This window comes from Chitinophaga sp. G7 BAM 1005, assembly GCF_057126945.1.
Window position 1 is genome coordinate 6,829,292 of the sequence record NZ_CP181478.1, and the last position, 25,347, is coordinate 6,854,638.

Genomic DNA, 25,347 nt, shown 5'->3' on the forward strand with positions numbered 1-25,347 from the left:
ATAGTTGATAGGTTTTAAGCATTCATATGATCTGCCGCAAATTGCAGAATTTCTTCCAGGTACTTGCGGTCGTTATTCAACCGGGGAACTTTATGTTGTCCGCCCAGCTTGCCTTTGCTCTTCAGGAACTCGCAAAAAGTTCCTTCTGGCAGTACGCGCACTACCGGCATGTGCAAGGCAATATCTTTATATCTTTTAGCCTCGTAATCTGAGTTGATTGCTTTTAAAGTACTGTCCAATACAGCGGTAAAGCGGTTCAGGTCATCCGGAGCTACTTCAAATTCCACCAGCCATTCGTGTCCGCCGTTGCCATGATCACTGAAATAAACGGGAGCTGCGGTGTAGTCATTTACCACTGCGCCGGTAGCTTCACAGGCTTTTGCAACCGCGGTATCCGAATTCTCTACAATCACTTCTTCCCCAAAGGCATTAATAAACGACTTTGTTCTGCCACTGATTTTGATACGGTAAGGAATCAGGGAGGTAAACTGGATGGTATCTCCTACCATATAGCGCCATAAGCCGCCATTGGTACTGATAACCAGGGCATAGTTTTTACCCAGCTCCACCTCCTGCAGTTGCAGGGTTTGCGGATTTTCCTTGTCTAATTCCTCCATTGGCATAAACTCATAAAAGATGCCGTGGTTAAGGAACAACAACAGGCCTTCTTCCCCTATCACGTCCTGGGCTGCAAAGAAGCCTTCGGAAGCATTATAGGTTTCCTGGTAATGCATTAAAGGCGTACGGATCAGTTTTTTAAACTGTTCGCGGTAAGGAGTAAAGCTTACGCCGCCATGCATATAAAGCTCCAGGTTGGGCCATACATCGGCCAGGTTGTCGGTACCGGTGAGTTCAAAAATACGTTTGATCAGCACAATGGTCCAGGTAGGCACCCCTGCAATAGAGGTTACATTTTCATGGATCACGGCGTTGGCCATGCGTTCTATCTTTTCTTCCCACTCGTCCATGAGCGCTATTTCCAGGTCCGGTGTACGGATCATATTGCCGTAAAACGGCATATTCTGGAGCATTACGGCACTCAGGTCGCCGAAATAGGAATCGCTGTTTTCAGAAAGTTTGTTCACCTGGTGGCTGCCTCCTATTACTAATGATTTACCGGTAAATACGTCGGAGTCCGGGAAATTATTGTAGTAAAGGGAGATCACATCCCTGCCGGAACGGTAGTGACATTCATCCAGGCTTTCCACTGTTACGGGGATAAATTTGCTCTTATCCGCGGTGGTACCGCTGGATTTTGCAAACCATTTGATAGGTGTATTCCAGAGTACATTCTGCTGTCCCTCCATCGTGCGCTGTATATAAGGCTTGATGGTATCATAGGTATGAATAGGAACACGCTGTTTATATTCGTCTATCTTGTAAATCTTTGAAAAGCCGTACTGTTTACCGAATTCGGTATACTGGGCGGCACTGATAAGGTTTTGGAATACCTGCTGCTGCACCTGAACGGGATACTGCATGAAATACGCAATACGCCCCATTCGCAATCTTGCCAGTTGTGATATTGCAGGACTTAAAATTCTCATATAGGATGCTGTAGAATTATTTTTATTGTTTAGCTGCTTCGTCCAGGTAATCTTTACGGCGAAGAATAAAATTCTGGCCAAGATACACTTTTCTTACCTGTTCATCGGCTGCCAGCTCTTCGGCGGATCCTGATTTCAGGATTTTACCTTCAAACAATAAATAAGCCCGGTCAGTAATGGACAATGTTTCCTGAACGTTGTGGTCGGTGATCAGGATACCTATATTTTTGTATTTCAGTTTGGCTACGATTCCCTGGATATCCTCCACGGCAATGGGGTCGATACCGGCAAAAGGCTCATCCAGCAAGATAAACTTCGGATCTACAGCCAGTGCGCGGGCGATTTCGGTACGACGGCGTTCTCCTCCGCTCAATACATCACCGGGGCTTTTTCTTACATGTGTAAGCCGGAATTCAGACAAAAGACTTTCCAGCTTCTCCTTCTGCTCCGCTTTTTTCAGGGTGGTCATCTCCAGCACGGCGGCAATATTATCCTCCACGCTCAGCTTCCGGAATACGGAAGCCTCCTGCGGCAAATAACCAATGCCCATCTGCGCCCGCTTGTACATGGGCAGCTTGGTAATGTTCTGGCCATCCAGGTACACATTCCCTTCGTCGGGCTTAATAAGCCCCACTACCATGTAAAAGGAGGTGGTTTTACCCGCTCCGTTAGGCCCCAGCAGCCCTACAATCTCCCCCTGAGACACTTCCACAGATACATGGTTTACCACCGTTCTGTTGCCGTAACGCTTTACCAGCTGGTCTGTATGTATTCTTAATGTCATATGATCAAACTTAGCAAAAATAAACAATTCATTCAGTTAGCCTAGTTATAGTTATCCTAAGATTAAAAATGATCTGATAATAATAAGGGGATATCTTATTTTTGCCCGCGTAATTTTAGCAGAAAGCCGGCTTTATATCCAGCCGCCTTCCTCAAAGCTTATAACTTTATGAAAGTAACTGAACATATTGCCAAGGCCAAAGACACCCTGATTTCTTTTGAAATCCTCCCTCCGCTTAAAGGAAAGAGTATTGAGTCTATCTATGACCACCTGGATCCGCTGATGGAATTCAAGCCCGCATTTATCAATGTGACCTATCACCGCAGCGAGCATATGTTCAAGAAAAAGGCGGACGGTTCCTTTGAAAAGGTGGAAATCCGTAAACGCCCCGGTACCGTGGGCATTTGTGCGGCCATTATGAACCATTATACCGTAGATGCGGTACCACACCTCATTTGCGGCGGTTTTAGCCGGGAAGAAACAGAAAATGCCCTGATAGACCTCAACTTCCTGGGTATCGACAATGTACTGGTTTTACGCGGAGATGCACCCAAAAATGAAACTTTCTTTGAACCCGACCCACACGGTCACAGCTATGCTATTGAATTGCTGGACCAGGTGGCACATATGAACAACGGCGTTTACCTGGAAGACGATCTGCAAAGCGGTGTAAAAACCAATTTCTGTATCGGCGTAGCCGGTTACCCCGAAAAACACTTTGAAGCACCCAATATGCAAACAGACCTGTCGCACCTGAAACGTAAAGTGGAAAACGGGGCTGATTATATTGTTACACAAATGTTCTTCGACAACCAGAAGTTCTTCGACTTCGTGAACAAATGCCGTGAAATGGGTATCACCGTGCCTATCATCCCGGGATTGAAGCCATTAACTTCCAGGAAGCAAATGACGATGCTGCCACGTATTTTCCATGTGGATCTCCCTACAGACCTCTCTACAGAAATCCTGAAATGCAAAACAGACAAGGATGTGGAACAGGTAGGTACCGAGTGGCTCATTGCACAGTCGAAAGAACTGAAAGCCTTTGGTGTGCCGGTATTGCACTACTATACGTTGGGTAAACCTAAGGTGGTGCGTCAGGCGGTGGAAGCAATTATGTAGCTTATCCTAACTCCTTATATAGCAGAAGGGAAGGACAAAAGTCTTTCCCTTTTTTGCTGTCTTTCATATAAAAAATGCCATCACGTAGATACGTAGTGGCATATCCCTATAACTGTCACACTTTTAATTATAACTGTCCAATGATTGAAACCATCTTCCGATGGTATCTTTCGTTAATAAGACGCGGTAAAAAGGAATGACCCCTATCTTCTTTTAAAAAAAATAAAAAAGACCGCCGCAGGGGCAGTCTTTCTATTGCTTGTATAGTATAGCAATTATTTTCCCGTAAAAAGATATCCAACAGATAAGCCGAAATAACGGTGCTTCTCCTCTGTTCTGTTACTGGCGCTAACGTCCAAAAAGCCGGAGGTATAGTTTATACTAAACAACAGCCCGTTTTTAAACTCATAACCGGCCAGCAGATTCACGCCCGCATCTATGGCATTGGCATGTAATTCCTCCAGGTTTGTAACATCATCGCCGTCAAATTTGATCTGCCGGGATTTTTTTGCTGCTGAATTATATCCCTTATAAGTAACTTTTCCGCCGATACCATACGCTACATAAGGCCCCAGCCCGGCAAAAACTTTGCCCCGGCCAGCTTCCCCTTTATACAAAAAGTTAACAGGCAGTTCCAGGTAATTATACCGGTAACTGGTGGTTGCTTCTTCGTTACCGCCCATACCCGTCATGAAAGTATTAATGGTTTTGGTGCCTTTAACACTGTATAACAGTGCCGGCTGTACGGCAAAACTCTCTGCAAGAGGAATGTCGGCCAAAATCCCGGCATGGTAAGCAGGCAGCATCCGGTCATGGAATAATGCCTCCTGGGTTTTGTCTTTCAGTTTCATGTTTCCGCCTGAAAAGCCGGCTTTTATTCCCCATCTTACCTGGGCGCATAAGGTTAACGAACTTAACAAGGCTACAATAATCAGGATGTTCTTTTTCATATAGGATTAAGGAATGTTGTCTGTCAATTATTACCGGCGGGTGCGGGGAAACAAATACCCAAAAGAAATACGGAAGCTACGGTTTAGCTCTTCCGCATTTTCCCGGGTGGTTACATTTATAAAGCCTGAAGAATAACCTGCTGTGAGCATAAATCCTTCATTAAATTCATAGCCCAGCAGGAAATTAGCTGAAACGTCTACCGGGTTGGCGTGTATTTCATTAGCGTTTCCGGGAACAACTTCGTCTCCGTCGAACTTTACCCGTTTTCTTTCTTCTTTAGTGCCTTCCCTGATATAAGTGGCTTTCCCGCCAATACCATAACACAGGCCCGGACCAAATCCTGCTATTACTTTACCTTGCCCCAATCTTTGCTTAAACAGAAAGTTAACCGGTAATTCCAGGTAGTTATACCTGAACTTGGCGATATAGTAATAGTTACCGGTTGACTGCTCCGGGCGTGTTCTGTAACCAGCAACGCTATAATACAGCGCCGGCTGTACCGAAAACCATTTTGCCAGGGGGATATCTGCTAAAATGCCTGCATGAAAAGCAGGCAACATGAACTCATTACGGTCCGGAACATCAGCAGGGTCGGTTAACTTCATACTGGCGCCGGTAAAGCCGGCCTTTAATCCAAATCTAACTTGTGCTGTTGCAATCTGAACAACCAGCAGGGCTACAACAATCAGAATATTTCTTTTCATGTACTTTAAATATAAATCCGGTCCCTGTTAACAAAAACCATTCCCTTCATAAAAAACGACTACCAGTCTTCCCGGTCAAAGAAGAAACCGAGGCTTACGCCCCAATACCTGTTTTTATAATTGTTCTCCGTTGATTGATCGATATCCACCATGCCGTAGCCATATTGGGCACTCAATGAAAGACAGCAATTCAACTCTATTCCGGCTATAAAATTAAGACCTGCATCCCAGCGCTGCAGGTTCATGTTAGTACCAAAAATATTGGGAGATGCTTTAAAATCCACCCGCTTGGACCCCGATTGAACCAGTTTATGGTCGCTATAAGCAGATACACTGTAATCCCCGCGCATACAATAAGCCGCATAGGGACCAGCACCTACCAGCAGTTTGCCAAAGCCTACCGGCACTTTGTATACCAGGTGAACCGGCAGTTCCAGGTATTGCAGTTTCAGCTTTGTTGCTCCCGATGTAAACAGATTAACAGGATGAGATACCGCGTAATCCAGCCCTGCACCTTTTTCTATATAACTGACGCCTGACTGCAGATAACCATTTTTAAACAGGGGTATGTTTGTATAGATACCCGCCTGCCAGCTATCTGTTTTTTTGGCGCCTGGCGCATATTCATTCCCGGACGACTCCAGCCCGGTATTGATATAGCCGCCGCGAATACCCAAACTAACCTGTGCATGTGAGGTAACTGTAACAAAAAAAACTGTTACAAAAAGAGGAGTAAAAATTTTCATCAGTGGTTCGGTAATAAAAGGATTAAGAATATCACAGTGACATCATTTTGGGGGAAAAGTCTTAATGCTCAGTCGGTTACTGTACGCGAAATTAAACAAAGGTTTTCATAAAAATAAAAAACCACCCGAAATTAGCGGGTGGTTAATAAAAAGTTCATGCAGAGCATACTTACCTGCCTCCAAACTTATAGCCAACAGACACGCCAAAGGACGTATTTTTAAAGCTACGGTCATTATCTGTATTATCAGCCGTATTTACCAGACCCAGACCGGTATTCAGACCGAAATACAATCCTACTGGCAGTTCATAGCCTACATTGATACCCAAACCAGCGTCAAATCTTTTCTGTTTCAGCACGGTGGCTTCATCATCATATACATCCAGATCGCCCGCTCCGGTATCCTTGATCTTTCCGCCCAAACCATAAGCTAAATAAGGTCCTGCGGATAATACCAGCCTGCCGGTACCTACTTCTGGCTTAAACATAAAGTGAACGGGCAACTCCAGGTAAGACAAAGTAGTTTTCACATCAGTATCCTTGTCTTTACCTCCTTTACCGGAATAAAGTAATCCTGTTCCGATATAAAATTCATCTGCCAGCGGAATGTCTACCGTAACCCCTGCCCTTATACCGGTAAGGATTGAACTGGTTTCCTTTCCACTGCTTAGAATAACATTTTTTGCAGTCATGCTGGAAAACTGAGGTCCTGCAACAATACCCCATTTAGCCTGACCAAAAGAAAGACTGGCTACCAGTAATGCGGCTGCAGATAATAATACTTTTTTCATGTGTGATGTAATTTGAATGATTAAAAAAAGCGATACCCACAGGTCAGGTATCGCTTCCCTAATTTTTTGATTGCCAACTAATGAATGAACCTGTTTTTTGCTTGCTTGCAGTTATTACAATTTAATTCCGTAATTGTTTGTTAACCAGTTATTTTCCACCAAACAAATAACCTACAGAAACACTGAATACACGGTTTTTACCCTTGTCATCTGTGCTGTTGTCCTCACCGGACCTCACCTTGGCAAAGCCAATACCATACTGGGCAGAAACCAGGAAATTGCTGAGTTCCGCACCAATCTGTACGTTACCACCCCAGTCGAAACGCTTCATTTTATCATATGCAGTGCTTGGGTCGCTATTAAACGGAGTATCATCATCCCACTTAATGCTTTCCGATCCACTGACATGTACACCAGCAATAGAAGTTGTTTCAAACTTCTGCTTTCCGGCAACCCCAAATGCAAAATAAGGGCCAACACCCGCAAAGAGACTTGAACTTTCTCCGATTGGCAACTTAGCCACAAAGTTCAGAGGAATCTCAATGTAGGATGGGTTAATCGTGTACTTTGCGTATGGATTAGTGGTGGGGTTATTCTTATCTCCCGTTTCGAGCTTTGTACCTTTGGTGGTATAAAATACACCGGGCTGAAAAGATAAAATCTTTGGAACTAAGGGTAGATCTGCAATGGCTCCCACATTAAAACCGGATAATGAACGACTGTCTTTTGTATTGCCGGAGTTATCATAAGTAATGTTGGAGAGGTTCCAGCCAGCCTTAATCCCAACTCTCGCCTGAGACATCGCCGCTACCGAAATAGTTAACACTGCGAATGATAATAACATCTTCTTCATGATCTTTGGTTTTATGGTCCGGTACCACAGAGCCAAAGACTATGCCAAAGGAATGTTAAAATCTATCAACTAGTTGATTTTCAATATATACCGAGGCGTATATTCTACGTTCTACATCCCTGTTTCTACAACTTACCCCCGGAAGCTTTTGGGGCAACCCGGTCCAGAAACTCCTGCAATTGCTCCACGCCCAATCTTTTTGCCACAATTTTTTTCCTTTCATCCAGTAAATAAACCATCGGTGTGCTGTAAACATCGTACAACCTGCGGTAATTTGTTTCTCCCTGCGGATCTGAGCCATGTATCCACCCATTTAGATGATGCTCATGAATAAATTGCAGCCATTCCTCACGGGTACCTTCCGTTTTAATGCCTATCATAGCCACTCCTTTACTCTTCCAGCCTGCATTCCAGGCAGAATCCAAACGGGGGATCTCAGTTTTGCAGTGTCCGCAGGTGGGGTCCCAGAAAACGAGCACCGTGAACTTCGCAGGGGTTTTATACAGGGAAAGCGACCTGGCAGCAGTGTCTTTATATTGCAGCGGGGCCGCCTGGCGGCCAATCAGGTTAGGCGCCATCGTATACGCCCTGTCCACAATTTTATTGAGTTGTTCATCATTCAGCCAGAACGCTTCCCCTGGAACGTAATATTTTTCCACAAGGTGTACAAAAACCGCATCCATACCCATGTAAGGCGAGCTCTCGTAATTATAGGTAAGCCACCACAACACAAACTTGAAAACCTCTTTGCTTTTGCGGGTACGGGCAATCATGGCATCGCAGTCAACAATAATAGAATCGGGGTGTACCGGGACCAGCTGGGTAAAATATTTCTTCAGTTTCCCTTCCAGGATAGGCGTTCTTACCAGGCGATCGCTTGCAAGATCAACCTCATCCCAGTAATGATCTTTAAAATAATGATAGGCAAATAAAGAATCTGCTCCCGCCGGTGGCGGTGGTACCAGTGGTTCTTTCATTGCCAGGAAGATGGTACTGAGAATATTGCCGGGATGTTGGGCAATAAAGTCCGTCCTGAATTCCTGGATCTTCTTTCCCAGTTCCTGTTGCAAAGGCTGTACTTTGGCAGAGTCCGCGGCCGTGCGGGCTGTTTGTAGCTGTTGCTGGATACTGCGGCTCAATGTTTCCTGCCGGAAAAGAAATTTGTTGTAGGCCAGGAACCCGTCGTTATCGGAGCTGCCTTTGTATACTGTTTTATTAACAAGATCGCTGGTGTCGATGGCTACGCTGAAAACCTGTTGCTTATCTATCAGGGTTTCTATATACTGCTGTTTACCGGGCAGTACCAGCAGGTAAATGCCTGGCAGCAGTTTTTCTCTGCCTTTCAGTATCACTTCTCCCGCAGGGCTTACTTCTGCAGAGTCGGCCAGGTAGGTGGATCTACCCATGTAATGGGCCAGGAAAAACTTCCCGCTGGTAAAGTTTTTCAGCTTTACAGAAATCTGGTAACCCTGCGCCTGCAGGGTAAATTGCACCAGGAGGGCCGCTATCAGTAATGAAAAAAGTTTACGCATAATATTTGAAAGCAATATGTAAATGTAAGCGGAAAAAAGTGAAAAAGGAAAGCGGTGTGCTGAGTGGTAATTCGTATGAATTACGATGCAGGATTCAGCATTTCAATTACCTTTGCAGCCGTGAGGAAAAAAAACGTTGTTTTAGAAAATGTACCGGTTACTGCTTATGCGGCAGAAGGTAAAGCCCTGGCCCGTCATGACGGGAAAGTGATATTTATTGAAGGCGGAGTAGTGCCTGGCGATGTGGTGGATGTTCGTCTTGGTAAAAACAAAAAAGACTGGGCAGAAGGGAAAGTAGTTCACTTTCACAGCTATTCGGATAAAAGAGTCACTCCTTTTTGCCAGCATTTTGGCACCTGCGGCGGATGTAAATGGCAAATGCTGCCTTATGCCCTGCAGCTGGAGTACAAACAACAACAGGTGGCCGACCACCTGCAACGCATTGGAAAGTTGGCGCTGCCGCCAATGGAACCGATTCTGGGCAGCGCTCATACCGAACATTACCGCAATAAACTGGAGTTTACCTTCAGCAACAAGGCATATCTTACTAACGAAGAAATCAGGGCCAACGATGGTGAGATACCTGTAAGACCCGCGCTGGGCTTCCATGTACCTAAACTGTTCGATAAAGTACTGAATATAGATACCTGCTACCTGATGCAGGAGCCGGTAAACCTGATCCGCAACACCATCCGTGAATTTGCGGTTTCCCACGACCTCACATTCTACGATATCCGTGCACAGCAGGGATGGTTGCGTAACCTGGTGATCCGCCTTTGCACTACCGGGGAAATCATGGTAAACCTGGTGATCCATCATGAAGACAAGCCCAACAGGATTGCCCTGCTGGAGCATTTGCTGAAAACGGTACCGGCCATTACCACGGTGCTGTATACCATTAATCCGAAAGGAAACGATACTATCTTCGACCTGGAACCGAAGATTTATTTTGGTAAAGGATATGCGGAAGAGAAACTGGAAGATTTTGTTTTTAAGATAGGTCCTAAGTCATTTTTCCAGACCAACACTTACCAGGGAGAAGTGTTGTACAAGGTAACAAGGGATTTTGCAGGATTAACCGGATCCGAGATCGTATATGACCTATATTGCGGTACCGGTAGCATCGGCATCTTTGTATCGCGCAATGCCCGCAAAGTGGTGGGTATTGAGCTGATAAAGGAAGCCATAGATGATGCAAAGGAAAATGCCGCCCGTAATAATGTGGATAATGCCACCTTTTTTGCAGGCGATGTAGTGGATATTTGTAATAATGAGTTTTTTGCACAACATGGCCAGCCGGATGTGATCATTACTGATCCCCCACGGGCAGGCATGCACGAAAAACTGGTCAATAAACTGCTGGAAATCGGTGCCCCTAAGATTGTATATGTTAGTTGCAACCCCGCTACACAAGCCAGGGATCTGGCTTTGCTGGATTCGCTCTATACAGTGGAAAAGGTACAACCGGTAGATATGTTCCCGCACACCCATCACATCGAAAATGTGGTGTTGTTGAAAAAAAGAGATAATAACTAGCAACAATGAACGAGTACAGGCCCGGAAAATTTCAGTACCTGCCGATGGTGATCAAAAATCTGATGATCATTAATGGTTTGGTTTGGTTAGTGCAGATTACGCTGCTGAGCAAATTCGATTATGATCTGAGTCGTTTGTTTGCCCTCCACTACTGGGGCTCCGAACTATTCAAACCACATCAGTTCATTACGCATCTGTTCCTGCACGATCCGAAGAACATAATGCATGTGCTCTTCAATATGTTTACCCTGTGGATGTTTGGCGCTACCCTGGAAAACCTTTGGGGGCCCAAGCGTTTCCTCATTTTTTATATGATATGCGGTTTGGGCGCTGCCCTGTGCCACATGGGCGTGCTCACTTATGAAAATGTGAGCCTTAACAGGTACGCAGCGCAATTCCTGAATGATCCCAGTTTCTCCAATTTTGTGGCGCTGGATAATAAGTTCGATATCGGCAACCTTGCCAACTTTAACATGGAAAGCCTGAAAAGTGCATTGGCGGCCCGCGATCCTGCGGCTATGGAAATGGCAAGTCTCTATGTTAAAAACTACGTTAACTATTACCGGAATGGCGCCACACTGGGCGCATCCGGAGCGGTATACGGCATCCTGTTTGCATTTGGGTACCTGTTCCCCAACCGGTACCTGTATTTCTTTGCAATGATCCCCATCAGGGCCAAATTTGTAGTAGGCTTCATGATCCTGGGGGAACTGTATTCCGGTATCCAGAATTCAGCAGGCGATAATGTAGCCCACTTTGCCCACCTCGGTGGCGCGCTATTTGCTTACCTGCTGCTGAGAGGGTGGAGTAAGAAGAGAACAGATTTTTATTAAGACAACTATATTATTGACGTATTTTTGTATTGAAAAATATTTGTACCATGCATGCGTTGGAAAAAGAGAAATTGCCCCGCCTCTCTTTAGGAGAAGGAAGAAATATGGTGACACACCTGATGGTTGTTAATCTTACGATTTTCGTTTTCCTGTTTTTTACGCTTGTAATATACCAGATGGAACAGGTGGGTGAGCCCCGGTTTCACCAGGATATTATGACCTGGCTGAGGCTTCCGGCAGATCCATCCAAATTACTGACTCGTCCCTGGACGCTGGTCACCTCCTTATTTACACACATCAGCTTCTGGCAGATCTTCTCCAATATGGTGTGGCTGTGGTGCTTTGGCGCCTTCATGCAACATCTGGCAGGCTACCAGCGGATTTTGCCGTTGTATCTCTTTGGAGGTCTCTGCGGTAACCTCTTGTATGTAGCAGCTATGCAGCTGATCCCGTCTTTTCATGCACTCGCCGCCAATGAATATACACTGGGCGCTGCCGGCAGTATTATGGCAATAGCTGTTGGCGTTACCACTATCGCTCCGCGCTACCGCATATTCCCTTTACTGGCAGGAGGTATTTCCCTCTGGATCATCACCCTGGTTTTTGTAGCGCTTTCTGTCGGAGCATTAATGGCATCCTCCAGCTACGGATATACCTATATTCCGGTACTGGCTGGCGGTGCGCTGGCAGGCTGGTTCTATATGTACCAGTGGAAAAAAGGCAGGGATATGGGCGCAGGCTTCAACAAACTGGCTTTTAAACTCACCCATGTATTTCACCCGGCATCACAACGTATAAACCCGGACGATTTTAAAAGAAAAAATATTTCCCAGCCGGATCCCGAACAACAACCGTACAGACGCATTGGCAAAGTGCCTGAGCAGAAACTGAACGAGATCCTTGATAAGATCAACGAAAACGGGCTGTCATCCCTTTCTGCAGAAGAAAGAGACACCCTGTTAAGAGCAAGTAAAACAGAATAAAAGTATTACGGATTAGAAAATACTTTCACAAATAACAGGGAAGATGCAGGCACTATAAAACAGCACGCATCTTCCTTTTTTTGTACTTTGAAAATATTAATTCGCAATTGCTGGTCCCCCTATGCTGAAAATCATTGTACGCCGTATCCTGCTCTGGAGTAACATTTGTTTAGTGGCGGCCCTTCTCCTCGGTACCTTTCTTCTGGGTATCAACCCCGGTAAATGCTGGCCCGCCGGCTTTTCGGGATTCTTCTTTCCTGTTCTCTTCCCGCTTTGCTTTTTATATACCGGCGTATGGGCATGGTATAAAAAATGGAAATATTTGCTGATGAATATAATGGCCATACTCTGTGCAATGCCCGCAGCACTAACCACCTGGGGCGTTCACCTCTTCCGGGAAAATATAATCAGCAAACAAACCAACAGCAGGCAGTTTACGCTGATGACCTATAATACCAGCAGTATGGGTTTAGAGAGATATGTAACGGATAAGGACAAGGAAGCGGCGATCTACAACGCCATTGCGTCCGGCAGCCCGGACATTCTTTGTATGCAGGAGTTTTACACCAACGATAAACCCGGCAAGGAACAGCATATGCAACGCATCAAATCCGCCGGGAACTACCCATACCATTACTTCACCGGCGACAAAATCCACTGGGAAAGCTGGCATTACGGCATTGTGCTGTTTTCCCGCTACCCTGTGATCTCAGCCTCGGCAATCCCCTGCGGGGAAAGCGGAACGGGCAGCGGCAGCACTTTCCTCCAGGCAGATATTGCCATAAAAGGAGATACCGTCCGGGTGTTTGCGGTTCACCTCATTTCGTATATGTTTAAGGGTGAGGATTACAGGAACATGAAAACGCCGAAAGGAACCGGCCTGGTTTATAAAATGAGGAGCACTTTCCGGACAAGATCCACGCAGGCGCTTCAACTGGCAGCACTGGTTGCCGAAAGCCCCTATCCCGCCATTGTTTGCGGCGATTTCAATGACACGCCGGTTTCATTTACCTATAAAACCATCAGCCGCAATATGCAGGATGCGTTCCTCAAAACCGGTGTGGGCTGGGGCCGCACGCTCTCCTATTTGTCGCCTTCACTGCGGATCGACTACATCCTGGCACAGCCCCCGCTGGCCATACACGGAAGCAAGGTTTTTCATCCCCGGCCATCAGAGCATTTCCCGGTTATGGCCTGTCTTTCGTTGAAAAAAAACTAACTTTAGTACTTCAACAAAGTATGACGCGGTGCGCTTTTTAAGACTATTTACGAAAGGATTTTTTCTGATCATCAATTTCGCCGTGGTATTACTTTTCCTGGCAGCCTGCATGGCGCCATATATTTCACCGGCCTGGTTCTGGCCCATCAGTTTTATTACGCTGGCGTTCCCGTTCCTGTTGGCGCTATTAGTGATATTCCTGATCGGGTGGCTGTTCTTTAATTATCGCTATACCCTGCTATCACTGATCGCGCTGCTGCTTGGCTGGAAATCTATCAGCGCTTTTGTGGCCTTTAAAATGCCCGCCGGGAATAAAGTAGCCACCAGTGGCAATACCCTTACCGTAATGAGCTACAATGTAAGCCAGTTCGGACTATACCGCGAAAGAGACAGTAAATACAACCGGCAGGCCATGTTTGCCATGATCAAAAAACAGGAGCTGGATATCGCCTGCTTCCAGGATTTTTATACCTCCGAAAAGAAAAACGACTTTAATAACCGCGAGGATATTTCCCGCGAAATGGAACTGCCTTACCGCTATTTTTCCAGCGATTTTAACCGCGACGGCATGCAGCACTGGGGATCTATCATCTATTCCCGTTTTCCCATCATCGCATCCGATAAAGTGAAAATGAGCGTGGGCCCCAGAAGCGAAAGCCTGATCTATGCTGATATCGTAAAAAACCGGGATACCTTGCGGATCATTAATATGCACCTGGAATCCTATCGCTTCAATGAAAAAGATTATTCCGCCATCCGGAAGATCAAAAACCAGGAAGACACCGGGCTGAAGGCCACCAAAAGCATTATCCAGAAAATGCGGGAAGCGTATATCCGCCGCAGTCAACAAGCCGATATTGTAGGCAATTTTATCCGGCAAAGCCCATATCCAGTGATCGTTTGCGGCGATTTTAACGATACCCCGGCATCCTATACCTACTTTACCATTAAAGGCGATCTCCAGGACGCTTTTCTGCAAAAAGGTTTCGGAATTGGCCGTACTTTTACAGGGCTGGCGCCTACCTTGCGTATTGACTATGTTTTTGTCAGTAACCATTTTAAGGTAAACAGCTTCCGGAAAATAAACTCAGACCTGTCTGACCATTATCCTGTAATTACCAATCTTAGCCTGATCGGTAGCGGAAAAACAGCAGTAGAAGTAAATAAATAACCGTAATCAATTATGAAAATATATAATATTTTTAGGGCTGACCGATGTTGTTGCCTGCTTGTACCAGGAAAACAATTTTTATCTTTGCCATCCATCAACAAAAAATAAGATGTCAGCTATATGGCATCTGTCATTTACAGCATATGTCAGAACTAAGGATATATAATTCATTACACCGTCAGAAAGAAGTATTTACACCTTTACACCCGGGCCACGTTGGTATGTACGTGTGCGGACCCACCGTATCCGGCGAATCACACCTCGGCCACGCCCGCCCCTATATTACGTTTGATGTAGTATTCCGCTATTTAAAACACCTGGGATATAAAGTACGCTATGTTCGTAATATCACCGACGCCGGCCACTTTGAAGAAGAAGGACGCGCAGCGGAAGATAAAATATCCAAATTTGCTATACTCGAAAAGCTGGAACCAATGGAACTGGTACAGAAATACACCAACCTGTACCACTGGGCCATGCTGCAGTTTGGCTGCCTTGAACCAAGCATAGAACCTACCGCCACCGGGCATATCATTGAACAGATAGAAATGATCAAAACGATCATGGAAAAAGGCTATGCCTATGAAGTAGACGGTAGCGTGTATTTCGATGTTAAAAAATATGCCGCTAACTACGATTACGGCATCCTCAGCGGCCGCGTACTGGAAGATATGCTGGAAACCACCAGGGAACTGGAAGGCCAGGACGATAAACATAACAAAGCAGATTTTGCCCTCTGGAAAAAAGCGCCGCCGGAGCATATTATGCGCTGGCCAAGCCCGTGGGGCGAAGGCTTCCCCGGATGGCATATTGAATGCTCTGCCATGAGCGCCAAATACCTGGGCGCCCAGTTCGATATTCACGGCGGCGGCATGGACCTCCAGTTTCCACACCACGAGTGCGAAATTGCACAAAGCGAAATTGCACACGGCGATATGATGGCCCGTTACTGGATGCATAATAACATGATCACCATCAACGGCCGTAAAATGGGTAAGTCTTATGGCAACACCATAAAGCTCACCGAAATGTTTACCGGTGAAAACCCGCAGCTGGAAAAGCCATACAGCCCCATGACCATCCGCTTTTTTGTGTTGCAGACACACTACCGCGGTACACTGGATTTCTCCAACGAGGCCCTGCAGGCAACGGAAAAAGGACTTCAGCGCCTATGGGCTGCTTATGAAACATTGCAGAAGCTGACGTATATCGCAGCCAACGGCCAGGGCATCAATGAAGAGCTGGACAAACAGGTACGTCAGTGGTGCCTGGAATGCCCGGAATTCATGAACGACGATTTCAATACAGCGAAAGTATTGGCCAACCTGTTTGAACTTACACCGGTGATCAATTCACTGAAAGGCGGACAAATAAAAATGCACGAAATCAGTGAAGATACTTTCCAGCTGTTACAACAAACCTGGAAAACCTATCTGGTGGATATTCTCGGCATACAACAGGAATCCATCGCCGGGGAAGATAATAAACTGGATGGCGTATTACAGATGCTGATTGAAATGCGGAAGGAAGCCAAAAGCCGCAAGGACTACGCCACCTCCGATAAAATCCGTAACGAATTATTATCTGTAGGCATTCAGCTGAAAGATGAGAAAGACGGTACCGTTTCTTACAGTCTTCAATAAAATAAATACTCCGGAAGATAATGCGTAAAGCTCTTTTTACGCTGACAGCGCTGGCCTTACTGGCCGGCGCCTGCCAGCAGAATAGTCAGACAACCGATAACACTACCGACAGTACCGGCGATAGCAAAGTGGCTAAAGTGGATGTACCGGTACCTGTTTTCCAGGCAGATTCTGCCTATGCGTACACCGCACGGCAGGTAAGTTTTGGACCCAGGATACCTGATACGCCCGCACAGGAGAAATGTGCCGGCTGGCTGATCGGCAACTTCCGCAATTGGGCGGATACCGTGTATGTACAACGCACTACTGTTACCGGGCCGAAAAACGAAAAACTGCCTTGTATCAATATTATCGCCAGTTTCAACCCTGCCGCTAAACAGCGCGTTTTGCTGCTGGCTCACTGGGATACCCGTCCCTGGGCAGATGAAGATGCCTTTGATAAAACAAAGAAACTGGACGGTGCAGATGATGGCGCCAGCGGCGTAGCCGTACTGATGGAAGCCGCCCGGCAATTCCACAAACAAAAACCGGAAACCGGCATAGACATTCTGCTGGTAGACGTGGAAGACTACGGCGCTAAAAATGATGAAAACTCATTTTGTCTCGGTACCCAGTACTGGGCTAAAAACCCGCATATTCCCGGCTATAAGGCAAACTACGGGATCCTCCTGGATATGGTAGGCGGACGCGGCACCCAGTTCTACATGGAAGGCTCCTCCAAACAATACGCAGGCGCACAAATGAAAATGTTCTGGGATGTGGCCAACAAACTCGGCTATTCTGATATATTCCGCTATGAAAATAACGGTGCATTTATCACAGATGATCATATCGCGGTAAATACCATCGCCAATATCCCGACATTCGATATCATTGCGTTACAGTCGAACAACGACTTTGCCCCTCACTGGCATACACAAAACGACAATATGGATGTGATTGACCGGAAAACGTTGCAGGCAGTAGGACAAACACTGCTGCAGGTAATCTATACACAGCCGTTTAGTTATTAATAAAGACGGCCCGGGGTGAAGGATGATGTGACGTATTAACTTTAAAAAACAGTTTATGCCCAGGTCAAAAAGCACCCCGGACGCCGTTCCGGTACATTATGTGGCCCATCTCAGCAAGGATAAAAAGCTACAGAAAATTATCACCGGCCCGTTAACGGAGCTGACTATACGAAAAAACATCTGCCTGAAACTGATTGGCTCCATTATGAGTCAGCAGCTATCCACCAAAGTGGCAGATGTCATCTATTCCCGGTTTCTTGATCTCTATGGACGACGGGAACCAACAGCGCAGCAAATACTGGATACCCCGCCGTTAACGCTTCGTGGTATTGGTTTATCCAACGCTAAGGTTACCTACGTGCAAAATGTGGCGGCATTCGTTATCGCTGAAAAACTGACCGACAGCAAGCTGAAAAAAATGGGCAACGACGAAGTGATTGCCTACCTCACACAAATCAAAGGCGTTGGCCGCTGGACAGTAGAAATGCTGCTGATGTTTCACCTGTGCCGCGAAGACATATTTGCAATGGACGACTGGGGATTACAACAGGCCATGATCAAACTCTATAAACTGGACCGGGAAGACAAAAAAGCATTCCGGGATAAACTGGTCAAAATCTCCGAAAAATGGGCGCCTTACCGTACACATGCCTGTCGCTACCTTTGGTCGTGGAAAGATAATACCCCGGATAAATAACTTGACATATACAGTGCGTAGCATGGTTGTAAATTTGTGTTATGAATGTGCAGGGAAGTTTTTTCAATGAGGAGGATGCCGGGAAGATTTCATTACTGAATGGAGAGCTGGCTTACTATCCGCAGTTTTTTAACCTGTCGGAAAGCGATCATTTCATGCGGGTCCTGCAGGGATCCATCACCTGGAAACAGGAATCCATGAAAATATATGGCAAAGAGGTATTATTTCCACGCTTAATGGCCTGGTATGGCGACACTGCCGCCTCCTATGGATTCTCCGGAAATATCTTTTCCCCGGAAGCATGGACAGCCGAATTACAACTGATACGCGACCGCATTACACCACTGAGTGGCCAGGCGTTCAACAGCGTATTACTGAACTTTTACCGCAATGGCAATGACGCTATGGGCTGGCATGCAGATGATGAGCCGGAACTGGGACGTAACCCGGTAATTGCCTCTGTAAATTTTGGCGCTACCCGCCGCTTCCAGCTGCGCTATAAAAGTGATCACCAACGGAAATACGAACTATCACTGCAACACGGCTCCTTGCTCGTTATGAAAGGGCCACTACAGGAATACTGGGAACACCAGGTTCCCAAAACCACTAAAATATCAAACGGAAGAATTAACCTCACCTTCCGGTTTATCCACCCCTAAAAGATGGCATATACTATGAAAAACCTTGTATTATTAATCGGAAATGACATCAATAACATCTCCCGCGGCCAAAGCTGGAAAGACCTGCTGCAAGATATTATCACCTTCTGCCACGCCGGAGATTGCGTGGAACTGGACGACAAAAAACCATTCCCGCTCCTGTATGAAGAAATCTTTTTAACAGCCAGCAAAAATCACCGGATAAGAGAAAAAGATCTCAAATCATTCATCGCTATCAAAGCAGCAGAAATAAAAGCCAACCCGCTGCACAGTGCCATCCGGGAGCTGAAGCCGGCACATATCCTCACTACCAACTATGAATTTACGCTGGAAGGACAGATACCACTGGAAAACACCAGTGTCATCAAGGAAAAGTTTTACAGCATTTTCAGAAGATATGAAGTAGATGATATCCATTACTGGCATATTCATGGCGATTGTCTCAACCCCATGAGTATCAACCTGGGATTTGAACACTATGGCGGCCAGTTACAACTGATGCGCAACTACGTGGTGAGCGGCACCGTGTATTCTTCCAAAGAAGTACCCAAGCCTTCGCTGCTCCGGCGTATTCATGCCAGGGAAGTGTATTTTCACTCCTGGATAGATCTCTTCTTTACAGATGATATACACATCTTTGGCCTGTCACTGGACTTTGTGGAAACGGATCTCTGGTGGCTGCTCACGTACAGGGCAAGGCAAAAGTTCCATCATAAAAATGTGCCGGTTCCCAATCACATCTTCTACTATATTCCGGAAGAATATGTGACATCATCTAAATTCAAACTGGACCTGCTCACCGCAAATGATGTAACCATCGTAAGCCTGCCCGGCAAAGATAAACTGGGTTACTATGACTCTATTATCAAACAAATCGGGAAGGCCCGTCAAACTGCCCATCATAGCAGCAGGTAATACCAGGGCCTAAAAGTGAGACTGGCAGCGTTTTTGCAAAATATGGAGCAATCCTTCAAAAGAGACAACCTCATGACTCCTTTTGTTGTTAATTATTAAAATCCATGTTTTATGTTACTTGAATTAGCAATCACCCTCGCCACCACCTTTATGCCCCCGGTACAAAGCAAACAACCACCCGCCAAAACACAGGTTATCTATGTAAAAGAATCAAAGGAACCCTGTACTGGCGTGGCTCCTATGGAGTGTTTGCAGATAAAGGGAGTAAATGATACAGACTGGTCCAACTTATATACCAATATCAACGGCTTTAAATACACCCCCGGCTACCGCTATAAGCTCAGGGTAAAAATTACCCAGGTAAAGAACCCGCCGGCAGATGGCTCTTCCCTGAAATATACCCTCTCCAAAGTATTGGAAAAAAAGAAGATCAGCAACGCAGCTTCATCTGCCATCGCCGGAAAGAAATGGGTATTGGTGAAAATGGATAACGAAGATATTTCCGATGGCGCCATCTGGATGGAGTTCGACGCCGGTAAGAAACGTATTCACGGTAAAAGTGGTTGCAACAGTATGATGGGCGCATATACCACCTCCGGCAGCAATATCACCCTTTCCAAAACCGCCGGCACCCTGATGGCTTGCCCCGACAGAGACATGATGCGCCGTGAAACCACCTTCATGAAACAATTAGGCGATCAAACATTTCAATATGCGGTATCCGGGCAAACCCTGAAGCTCCTCCAAAACGGCAATACCGTACTGCAGTTCCGCCTGGAAGAAAAAGATGGCAGCGCTTCCAATAACAACTGGGCAGCTGTTGCCAATAAAAAATGGACCTTGAAAATGATCAATGACGAAGTAATCAGCAACTCCGGTATCTGGCTGCAGTTTGATGAAAGCAAAAAACGCTTCAACGGCAAAGGCGGCTGTAACAATATTTCCGGTGGATACAACGCCGCCGGCAATGAAATAAAATTCACACAGGGTATCAGCACCCGCATGGCCTGCCCGGACGCAGATGTAATGCGCCGCGAAACTGAATTCCTGAAACTCATCAGTGATAACACCTTCCGGTATGACGTGGCTGACCAAACATTAAACCTCTATAAAGACGGGAAAATTGTGGTGATGTTTGGTATGCAGGATAAAACATTGTGACATTATTGGCAGATAATCCATTATATAAAAAGCACCAGGCACGCTACTCCAACAAATAGGTATTTGCGTGAAGGGTAAAATGCGGTCCACCTCCTACCCGGCAGACGTCAACATATGTAGTCAATAGCGGATGTGGCCGGAACTCTTTATACATAGCCTGCAAATTGAAACATTATTGCGAATGGTGGTTTTATACACAGCTCCGCCAATGCAAGAAATTCTTCGCATTCCTATCTGTGTATAAAACCACCATTCGCAATTTCTAATTCATCACGCTTACTTCGCTGCTACGAGCTTGGGATGATATGCAAACAACATCGCGTTGGATACATTACCTCCTACCGCAACCACTACAGGTACTGTGGTGGCTTTCTGCACAGGTACCTGCACCAAAAGGGTGTTACCATCTGCACGCAGAATTTGCGCAGGTATGTTACCAAAATTCACTTTATTTTCATGCAAATCTTCACTAAAACCGTGTCCTTTGATCAGGAGGAAATTTCCTGCATGTCCTTCTACAGTTACTACTTCAGCGGTGTTTTCTGTTGAATTCGGGGAACAAGCCGTCATGGCCATAATTAACAGCATAAGGGCTGTCACAAACAATTTAAACTGTGTCATCTTTTTTTTCTTCTTTTTGGGGGATCATAACCCTGTTACAAATAATTCACCGGGGTTAACACTATTGCAATTGCAACTCTTATCGTCAACAGTATATATTCGGTATTCAAACGGACGCAAAGGTACAATCATTCCTCCAATAAAAAAACAATCCATCAAAAAAACACGTAGAATTACGTATACGGGTATATGATTTTATTCTTTCAACATCATGCAAAAAATGTTTGCACTAAAACAACATTAACCCGCAATAAAAAGTCCCGCACCGGAATTACCGGTACGGGACTTTCTGATGAAATGCTTACCAGCAGATTATTTCACCAGTTTCAGCTCATTGATAATATTTTTTGCACCACCCAGTTTATCAATACACCACAGTACATAACGTACATCTACACAGATAGTACGATTGTACTCGGAATCAAACTGAATTTTGTGGCTCAGCGCTTCGTAGTTACCATCAAAAGCAAGCCCAATCAGCTCGCCGTTGGCGTTGATAACAGGAGAACCGGAGTTACCACCGGTGATATCGTTAGTAGTGATAAAGCCAACTACAATATCATTGCGTTTAGCATCTTTGTACTGACCGAAATCTTTTTTGTTGTACAGGTTAACATAATTTTCAGGCAGGTCAAATTCATAATCACCCGGCACATACTTCTCTATCACACCTTTCATAGTGGTTACATAGTCGTAGTGCACGGCATCACGCGGAGAATATGGCTTTACCTGGCCATAAGATAAGCGCATGGTAAAGTTTGCATCGGGATACCTGTTGGCGTTAGGATTCATCTGCATAACACCTTTCAGGTAAGCGCGGCCAAGATCGTTATTCTTTGTATTGAACTGGTTGTATAACGGCAGGTATTTACCTACATAGTTTTTGATGAATGTGCTGGAATAGGCAAATACAGGATCATTCTGCAGGGTTACTGCATCCGGGTTTGCTACAAATGCGTTCCATTTGGCATCATCAAAAATAAACGTGTTGGCCATTAAGGAAGCAGCCCAGGTATTGTATGTTTTATCTTCATCAAGAGGGCCGTATTTTGCTTTCAGCGCATCATAAAAACCAATAGGCTGTTGATCTTTGGAGATGTCTGTGTAGAACATATGACAGGTAGCTGCAAGGATTTTCTGATCGGATGGTTTGTTTTCTCCTTCCAGGAATGCTTTACGCGCTTTATCAGCTGCATCTACTGCTTGTTTAACGGCTTCTTTGGGAGCGCCAGGTGTTACCAATGCTCTTTCCACGCCTGTTAAAGAAGCCGCAAAAGCCGCTACCGGGGAGCCCATGATACCTTCATTCAGGTAAGTGCGTTGTTTGGCGTAGGGAGTCCATGCTTTATAAGCTGCCTCGTAGTCGGAAAGGATATTGGCAAATTCAGGTTTGCCTTGTGCCCATTTGGCAAAAGCAGCTTCCTGTTTTTGTTTGTCGGCCAGCACACCGTGTTTCTGGAGTTGCTTTGTTTCGCCGTCAAAAAATTTCCAATAGTTGGCGATCCCGGCATAAGATGATGCTAACTGCAGCTTTACCGCAGGATCTTTCTTCATCTGCTCAAACATGGCCTTCAGTCTTACATCACGGAGATTTACCACGGAAGGGTTTTCGATAGCTGTTTTCAGCTGTATGCCGTAAGAAGTTTCATAACGGTTGGTGCCACCAGGGTAACCGAAGATCATGGCATAATCATTTTCCTTTACACCCTTAATAGATACGGGGAGGAAGTGTTTTGGCTTTAAAGGCACATTATCAGCGGCATAGGCAGCAGGTTTGCCGTCTTTACCGGTATATACACGGAACACGGAGAAGTCGCCGGTGTGGCGGGGCCATTCCCAGTTGTCAGTATCTCCGCCAAATTTACCCACGCTTTCAGGAGGCGTACCTACCAGGCGGATATCTTTATAGCGCTCGTATACAAACAGCAGGTATTGATTGCCTTTGAACATAGGCACCACCTTCGCTTCATAACCGGTGTTGGTAATAGTTTTAGCGATAATTTCGCCATATACCTGTTGTTCTTTCTGGGCTCTTCCAGCTCCATCAAGTCCTTTCAGGGCTTCTTCCACCTCCTTGCTCACATCTTCCACTCTTACCAGGAATTGTACAGACAACTGGGAAGAAGCTATTTCTTCCTGTTTATTTTTTGCGTAGAAACCGTTTTTCAGGTAGTTGTGTTCTACTGAACTGGCGGCGGCAATAGCGCCATAACCGCAGTGGTGGTTAGTAAAAATGAGGCCCTCATTACTTACAATTTCACCGGTACAGCCACCACCAAAAATAACGATGGCGTCTTTCAGTGATGCTTTATTAATACTGTACAACTGTTCTTTAGTCAGCTTCAATCCTTTCTTCACCATGTCGTTGTACGTTTGCTGCCCCAGTAAATAAGGCAACCACATGCCCTCATCTGCTTTAGCCCATTTGATACTTACGCTAAGCAATAAGAGCAAAACCAGTAATTTTTTTCTCATATTAAGTCAGGTTTTGTTTTTAAGGACCTCAAACCTAGCTAATTTTTTGTTACCGGGCGCAGGTATAAGGATCAATGGCCTCAAACATCTGACAAATATTAAAATATGATCCGGGAGTGAACAAAAAAACTGGAATATGTTTTGATAAAGGGGTACGGCCGGAAGGCTGTGCCAGTATTTAAAAACACAAAAAAATCGTCGGAACATGAAAAAGATATTCTTACTGGCGGGCATTACCGCTCTATTTGCCTGTAACGAGAGTAGCACTCAACAGGAAAAGAAAGAAGAAATAAAGGAAGACATTAAAGAAGCCGGGCAGGATATAAAATCTGCCGCCAACAGCACGGGCGATTATTTATCTGAGCAAAAGAAACAGGCGGAAGAAGCTATCCAGGAGCGTATCAGGGAAATAGACAAAACCACGGAGGAGTTAAAGAAAGAAGGAGACGAGAAAAGCGTGGCTGCCCGTAAAAAACTGGAAATGATGAAAGCACAAATGAACAAAAAGCTGGAAGATGTAAAAAACAGCAGCGCCGATAAATGGGACAGCACCCGGGAAGCCGCCGATCAGCTGATGAAAAAATCCGATAAAGAATGGACAGATTTCAAACAGGACTTTAAAGATCTCTTTAAGAAAGATGAATAGAAGGCTGCGGTATTAGTTCAAAAATCCACAATCCTTGTTCCTTGAACATTAATCTTGTAATTTTACCCGGCTTAATAGATTTGGATTTGCTACTTTCTTACTATCAGGAATTATTAACAGAAGCCGGCTGCGATGAAGCCGGAAGGGGATGCCTGGCGGGTCCTGTGTTTGCTGCGGCCGTCATTCTGCCGAAAAAATTCAGACACCCGTTGCTGAACGATTCCAAGCAGATGAAACCGGCAGACCGGGAAAAGCTGAGAAAGGTGATTGAAAAAAAAGCAGTATGTTATGCCGTGGCAAGTGTAGATAATGTGGAAATAGACAAGATAAATATACTGAAAGCTTCTTTCAAAGCTATGCACCTGGCATTGGAGAAGTTACAGCAGCAACCTGAATTTATACTGGTAGATGGTAACCGCTTTTATGCATACGGCAATACACCACACGCCTGCATTATACAGGGAGATGGCATATATGCCTCTATTGCAGCTGCCTCCATCCTGGCCAAAACCTATCGTGATGAATATATGCAGCAGTTACATGCTGTATATCCACACTTTGGCTGGAATGAGAACAAAGGATACCCTACCAGGCAACACCGGGATGCCATCCGGGAATTTGGCGATACGCCATTTCACCGCAAAACATTCCGTTTGTTGCCGGAGCAGCTGGAACTGGATTTATAGCTATTCGTTATCTAAAAGCTAAATGCTGACAGCGAGTCGCTCTGTTAACCTTATACTTAT

The 25,347-nt window shown here is 45.5% G+C and carries 24 protein-coding genes; 14 read left to right on the forward strand and 10 right to left on the reverse strand.

Annotated elements, in window-relative coordinates; translation table 11 throughout:
• Nucleotides 1-14: 14 nt before the first annotated feature.
• Both ACMXI2_RS27540 and lptB read right to left on the reverse strand, forming a co-directional pair.
• Complete coding sequence (locus tag ACMXI2_RS27540) at nucleotides 15-1,547, reverse strand: GH3 auxin-responsive promoter family protein (RefSeq protein ID WP_483779105.1); 1,533 nt, start codon at nucleotides 1,545-1,547, stop codon at nucleotides 15-17.
• 22 nt (nucleotides 1,548-1,569) lie between these two features.
• Nucleotides 1,570-2,331, reverse strand: a complete 762-nt coding sequence (lptB, locus tag ACMXI2_RS27545) for an LPS export ABC transporter ATP-binding protein (protein ID WP_483779106.1) — start codon at nucleotides 2,329-2,331, stop codon at nucleotides 1,570-1,572.
• Nucleotides 2,332-2,499: 168 nt separating this feature from the next.
• On the opposite strand from lptB, the gene metF reads away from it, so the two are divergent.
• A complete protein-coding gene (gene metF / locus ACMXI2_RS27550; RefSeq protein ID WP_483779107.1) occupies nucleotides 2,500-3,453 on the forward strand; it encodes a methylenetetrahydrofolate reductase [NAD(P)H] in 954 nt (317 codons plus the stop codon).
• Between the two features lie 275 nt (nucleotides 3,454-3,728).
• On the opposite strand, the gene ACMXI2_RS27555 is transcribed toward metF, so the two are convergent.
• From ACMXI2_RS27555 to ACMXI2_RS27580, 6 genes are all read right to left on the reverse strand, one after another.
• Nucleotides 3,729-4,403, reverse strand: coding sequence for a porin family protein (locus ACMXI2_RS27555; protein ID WP_483779108.1), 675 nt, complete (start codon nucleotides 4,401-4,403; stop codon nucleotides 3,729-3,731).
• Between the two features lie 30 nt (nucleotides 4,404-4,433).
• Nucleotides 4,434-5,108: a porin family protein gene (locus ACMXI2_RS27560; RefSeq protein WP_483779109.1), complete on the reverse strand. Its 675-nt coding sequence runs from the start codon at nucleotides 5,106-5,108 to the stop codon at nucleotides 4,434-4,436.
• 59 nt (nucleotides 5,109-5,167) lie between these two features.
• On the reverse strand, nucleotides 5,168-5,854 hold the full coding sequence (locus tag ACMXI2_RS27565) for an outer membrane beta-barrel protein (protein ID WP_483779110.1): 687 nt from the start codon (nucleotides 5,852-5,854) through the stop codon (nucleotides 5,168-5,170).
• A 169-nt stretch (nucleotides 5,855-6,023) separates the two neighbouring features.
• Nucleotides 6,024-6,644 (reverse strand): porin family protein, encoded by a 621-nt coding sequence (locus tag ACMXI2_RS27570; RefSeq protein WP_483779111.1) that lies wholly within the window; start codon nucleotides 6,642-6,644, stop codon nucleotides 6,024-6,026.
• A 148-nt stretch (nucleotides 6,645-6,792) separates the two neighbouring features.
• Nucleotides 6,793-7,497, reverse strand: a complete 705-nt coding sequence (locus ACMXI2_RS27575; protein WP_483779112.1) for a porin family protein — start codon at nucleotides 7,495-7,497, stop codon at nucleotides 6,793-6,795.
• Between the two features lie 125 nt (nucleotides 7,498-7,622).
• Nucleotides 7,623-9,029 carry a DUF5106 domain-containing protein gene (locus ACMXI2_RS27580; RefSeq protein WP_483779113.1) on the reverse strand — a complete coding sequence of 469 codons (1,407 nt, stop codon included), beginning with the start codon at nucleotides 9,027-9,029 and terminating at the stop codon, nucleotides 7,623-7,625.
• A gap of 75 nt (nucleotides 9,030-9,104) precedes the next feature.
• Here ACMXI2_RS27580 and rlmD point away from each other — a divergent pair, with 75 nt between their 5' ends.
• The 11 genes from rlmD to ACMXI2_RS27635 all read left to right on the forward strand — a co-directional run bounded on the left by rlmD (nucleotide 9,105) and on the right by ACMXI2_RS27635 (nucleotide 20,859).
• Nucleotides 9,105-10,565, forward strand: a complete 1,461-nt coding sequence (gene rlmD, locus ACMXI2_RS27585; protein WP_483779114.1) for a 23S rRNA (uracil(1939)-C(5))-methyltransferase RlmD — start codon at nucleotides 9,105-9,107, stop codon at nucleotides 10,563-10,565.
• Nucleotides 10,566-10,570: 5 nt separating this feature from the next.
• Nucleotides 10,571-11,398, forward strand: coding sequence for a rhomboid family intramembrane serine protease (locus ACMXI2_RS27590; protein WP_483779115.1), 828 nt, complete (start codon nucleotides 10,571-10,573; stop codon nucleotides 11,396-11,398).
• A gap of 47 nt (nucleotides 11,399-11,445) precedes the next feature.
• A complete protein-coding gene (locus tag ACMXI2_RS27595) occupies nucleotides 11,446-12,381 on the forward strand; it encodes a rhomboid family intramembrane serine protease (protein ID WP_483779116.1) in 936 nt (311 codons plus the stop codon).
• Between the two features lie 121 nt (nucleotides 12,382-12,502).
• The gene (locus ACMXI2_RS27600; protein ID WP_483779117.1) at nucleotides 12,503-13,600 is read left to right on the forward strand and encodes an endonuclease/exonuclease/phosphatase family protein; all 1,098 of its coding nucleotides are present in this window, start codon (nucleotides 12,503-12,505) and stop codon (nucleotides 13,598-13,600) included.
• Nucleotides 13,601-13,628: 28 nt separating this feature from the next.
• Nucleotides 13,629-14,771 carry an endonuclease/exonuclease/phosphatase family protein gene (locus ACMXI2_RS27605; RefSeq protein ID WP_483779118.1) on the forward strand — a complete coding sequence of 381 codons (1,143 nt, stop codon included), beginning with the start codon at nucleotides 13,629-13,631 and terminating at the stop codon, nucleotides 14,769-14,771.
• A gap of 143 nt (nucleotides 14,772-14,914) precedes the next feature.
• Nucleotides 14,915-16,414 (forward strand): cysteine--tRNA ligase, encoded by a 1,500-nt coding sequence (gene cysS / locus ACMXI2_RS27610; RefSeq protein WP_483779119.1) that lies wholly within the window; start codon nucleotides 14,915-14,917, stop codon nucleotides 16,412-16,414.
• 20 nt (nucleotides 16,415-16,434) lie between these two features.
• Nucleotides 16,435-17,427 carry a M28 family peptidase gene (locus ACMXI2_RS27615; protein WP_483779120.1) on the forward strand — a complete coding sequence of 331 codons (993 nt, stop codon included), beginning with the start codon at nucleotides 16,435-16,437 and terminating at the stop codon, nucleotides 17,425-17,427.
• Nucleotides 17,428-17,482: 55 nt separating this feature from the next.
• Nucleotides 17,483-18,124, forward strand: a complete 642-nt coding sequence (locus ACMXI2_RS27620; RefSeq protein ID WP_483779121.1) for a DNA-3-methyladenine glycosylase family protein — start codon at nucleotides 17,483-17,485, stop codon at nucleotides 18,122-18,124.
• Nucleotides 18,125-18,165: 41 nt separating this feature from the next.
• Complete coding sequence (locus tag ACMXI2_RS27625) at nucleotides 18,166-18,783, forward strand: alpha-ketoglutarate-dependent dioxygenase AlkB family protein (protein ID WP_483779122.1); 618 nt, start codon at nucleotides 18,166-18,168, stop codon at nucleotides 18,781-18,783.
• Nucleotides 18,784-18,798: 15 nt separating this feature from the next.
• Nucleotides 18,799-19,698: an SIR2 family protein gene (locus ACMXI2_RS27630; RefSeq protein ID WP_483779123.1), complete on the forward strand. Its 900-nt coding sequence runs from the start codon at nucleotides 18,799-18,801 to the stop codon at nucleotides 19,696-19,698.
• Between the two features lie 111 nt (nucleotides 19,699-19,809).
• On the forward strand, nucleotides 19,810-20,859 hold the full coding sequence (locus tag ACMXI2_RS27635; protein ID WP_483779124.1) for an META domain-containing protein: 1,050 nt from the start codon (nucleotides 19,810-19,812) through the stop codon (nucleotides 20,857-20,859).
• Between the two features lie 276 nt (nucleotides 20,860-21,135).
• On the opposite strand, the gene ACMXI2_RS27640 is transcribed toward ACMXI2_RS27635, so the two are convergent.
• Both ACMXI2_RS27640 and ACMXI2_RS27645 read right to left on the reverse strand, forming a co-directional pair.
• Nucleotides 21,136-21,480: an IPT/TIG domain-containing protein gene (locus ACMXI2_RS27640; protein ID WP_483779125.1), complete on the reverse strand. Its 345-nt coding sequence runs from the start codon at nucleotides 21,478-21,480 to the stop codon at nucleotides 21,136-21,138.
• A 312-nt stretch (nucleotides 21,481-21,792) separates the two neighbouring features.
• Nucleotides 21,793-23,955 (reverse strand): S46 family peptidase, encoded by a 2,163-nt coding sequence (locus tag ACMXI2_RS27645; RefSeq protein WP_483779126.1) that lies wholly within the window; start codon nucleotides 23,953-23,955, stop codon nucleotides 21,793-21,795.
• A 205-nt stretch (nucleotides 23,956-24,160) separates the two neighbouring features.
• On the opposite strand from ACMXI2_RS27645, the gene ACMXI2_RS27650 reads away from it, so the two are divergent.
• Both ACMXI2_RS27650 and ACMXI2_RS27655 read left to right on the forward strand, forming a co-directional pair.
• Nucleotides 24,161-24,601, forward strand: coding sequence for a hypothetical protein (locus tag ACMXI2_RS27650; RefSeq protein WP_483779128.1), 441 nt, complete (start codon nucleotides 24,161-24,163; stop codon nucleotides 24,599-24,601).
• A gap of 86 nt (nucleotides 24,602-24,687) precedes the next feature.
• Nucleotides 24,688-25,287, forward strand: coding sequence for a ribonuclease HII (locus tag ACMXI2_RS27655; protein WP_483779129.1), 600 nt, complete (start codon nucleotides 24,688-24,690; stop codon nucleotides 25,285-25,287).
• Nucleotides 25,288-25,347: the final 60 nt, after the last annotated feature.

What these genes read in the sequence shown, in the direction of transcription:
- metF (WP_483779107.1), top strand. Translation starts at nt 2,500, where the DNA reads ATGAAAGTAACTGAACATATTGCCAAGGCCAAAGACACCCTGATTTCT.
- ACMXI2_RS27645 (WP_483779126.1), bottom strand. Translation starts at nt 23,955, where the DNA reads ATGAGAAAAAAATTACTGGTTTTGCTCTTATTGCTTAGCGTAAGTATC.
- ACMXI2_RS27640 (WP_483779125.1), bottom strand. Translation starts at nt 21,480, where the DNA reads ATGACACAGTTTAAATTGTTTGTGACAGCCCTTATGCTGTTAATTATG.
- ACMXI2_RS27590 (WP_483779115.1), top strand. Translation starts at nt 10,571, where the DNA reads ATGAACGAGTACAGGCCCGGAAAATTTCAGTACCTGCCGATGGTGATC.
- ACMXI2_RS27625 (WP_483779122.1), top strand. Translation starts at nt 18,166, where the DNA reads ATGAATGTGCAGGGAAGTTTTTTCAATGAGGAGGATGCCGGGAAGATT.
- ACMXI2_RS27565 (WP_483779110.1), bottom strand. Translation starts at nt 5,854, where the DNA reads ATGAAAATTTTTACTCCTCTTTTTGTAACAGTTTTTTTTGTTACAGTT.
- ACMXI2_RS27615 (WP_483779120.1), top strand. Translation starts at nt 16,435, where the DNA reads ATGCGTAAAGCTCTTTTTACGCTGACAGCGCTGGCCTTACTGGCCGGC.
- ACMXI2_RS27560 (WP_483779109.1), bottom strand. Translation starts at nt 5,108, where the DNA reads ATGAAAAGAAATATTCTGATTGTTGTAGCCCTGCTGGTTGTTCAGATT.
- ACMXI2_RS27635 (WP_483779124.1), top strand. Translation starts at nt 19,810, where the DNA reads ATGTTACTTGAATTAGCAATCACCCTCGCCACCACCTTTATGCCCCCG.
- rlmD (WP_483779114.1), top strand. Translation starts at nt 9,105, where the DNA reads ATGAATTACGATGCAGGATTCAGCATTTCAATTACCTTTGCAGCCGTG.
- lptB (WP_483779106.1), bottom strand. Translation starts at nt 2,331, where the DNA reads ATGACATTAAGAATACATACAGACCAGCTGGTAAAGCGTTACGGCAAC.
- ACMXI2_RS27620 (WP_483779121.1), top strand. Translation starts at nt 17,483, where the DNA reads ATGCCCAGGTCAAAAAGCACCCCGGACGCCGTTCCGGTACATTATGTG.
- ACMXI2_RS27630 (WP_483779123.1), top strand. Translation starts at nt 18,799, where the DNA reads ATGAAAAACCTTGTATTATTAATCGGAAATGACATCAATAACATCTCC.
- ACMXI2_RS27600 (WP_483779117.1), top strand. Translation starts at nt 12,503, where the DNA reads ATGCTGAAAATCATTGTACGCCGTATCCTGCTCTGGAGTAACATTTGT.
- ACMXI2_RS27540 (WP_483779105.1), bottom strand. Translation starts at nt 1,547, where the DNA reads ATGAGAATTTTAAGTCCTGCAATATCACAACTGGCAAGATTGCGAATG.
- ACMXI2_RS27650 (WP_483779128.1), top strand. Translation starts at nt 24,161, where the DNA reads ATGAAAAAGATATTCTTACTGGCGGGCATTACCGCTCTATTTGCCTGT.
- ACMXI2_RS27580 (WP_483779113.1), bottom strand. Translation starts at nt 9,029, where the DNA reads ATGCGTAAACTTTTTTCATTACTGATAGCGGCCCTCCTGGTGCAATTT.
- cysS (WP_483779119.1), top strand. Translation starts at nt 14,915, where the DNA reads ATGTCAGAACTAAGGATATATAATTCATTACACCGTCAGAAAGAAGTA.
- ACMXI2_RS27570 (WP_483779111.1), bottom strand. Translation starts at nt 6,644, where the DNA reads ATGAAAAAAGTATTATTATCTGCAGCCGCATTACTGGTAGCCAGTCTT.
- ACMXI2_RS27555 (WP_483779108.1), bottom strand. Translation starts at nt 4,403, where the DNA reads ATGAAAAAGAACATCCTGATTATTGTAGCCTTGTTAAGTTCGTTAACC.
- ACMXI2_RS27575 (WP_483779112.1), bottom strand. Translation starts at nt 7,497, where the DNA reads ATGAAGAAGATGTTATTATCATTCGCAGTGTTAACTATTTCGGTAGCG.
- ACMXI2_RS27595 (WP_483779116.1), top strand. Translation starts at nt 11,446, where the DNA reads ATGCATGCGTTGGAAAAAGAGAAATTGCCCCGCCTCTCTTTAGGAGAA.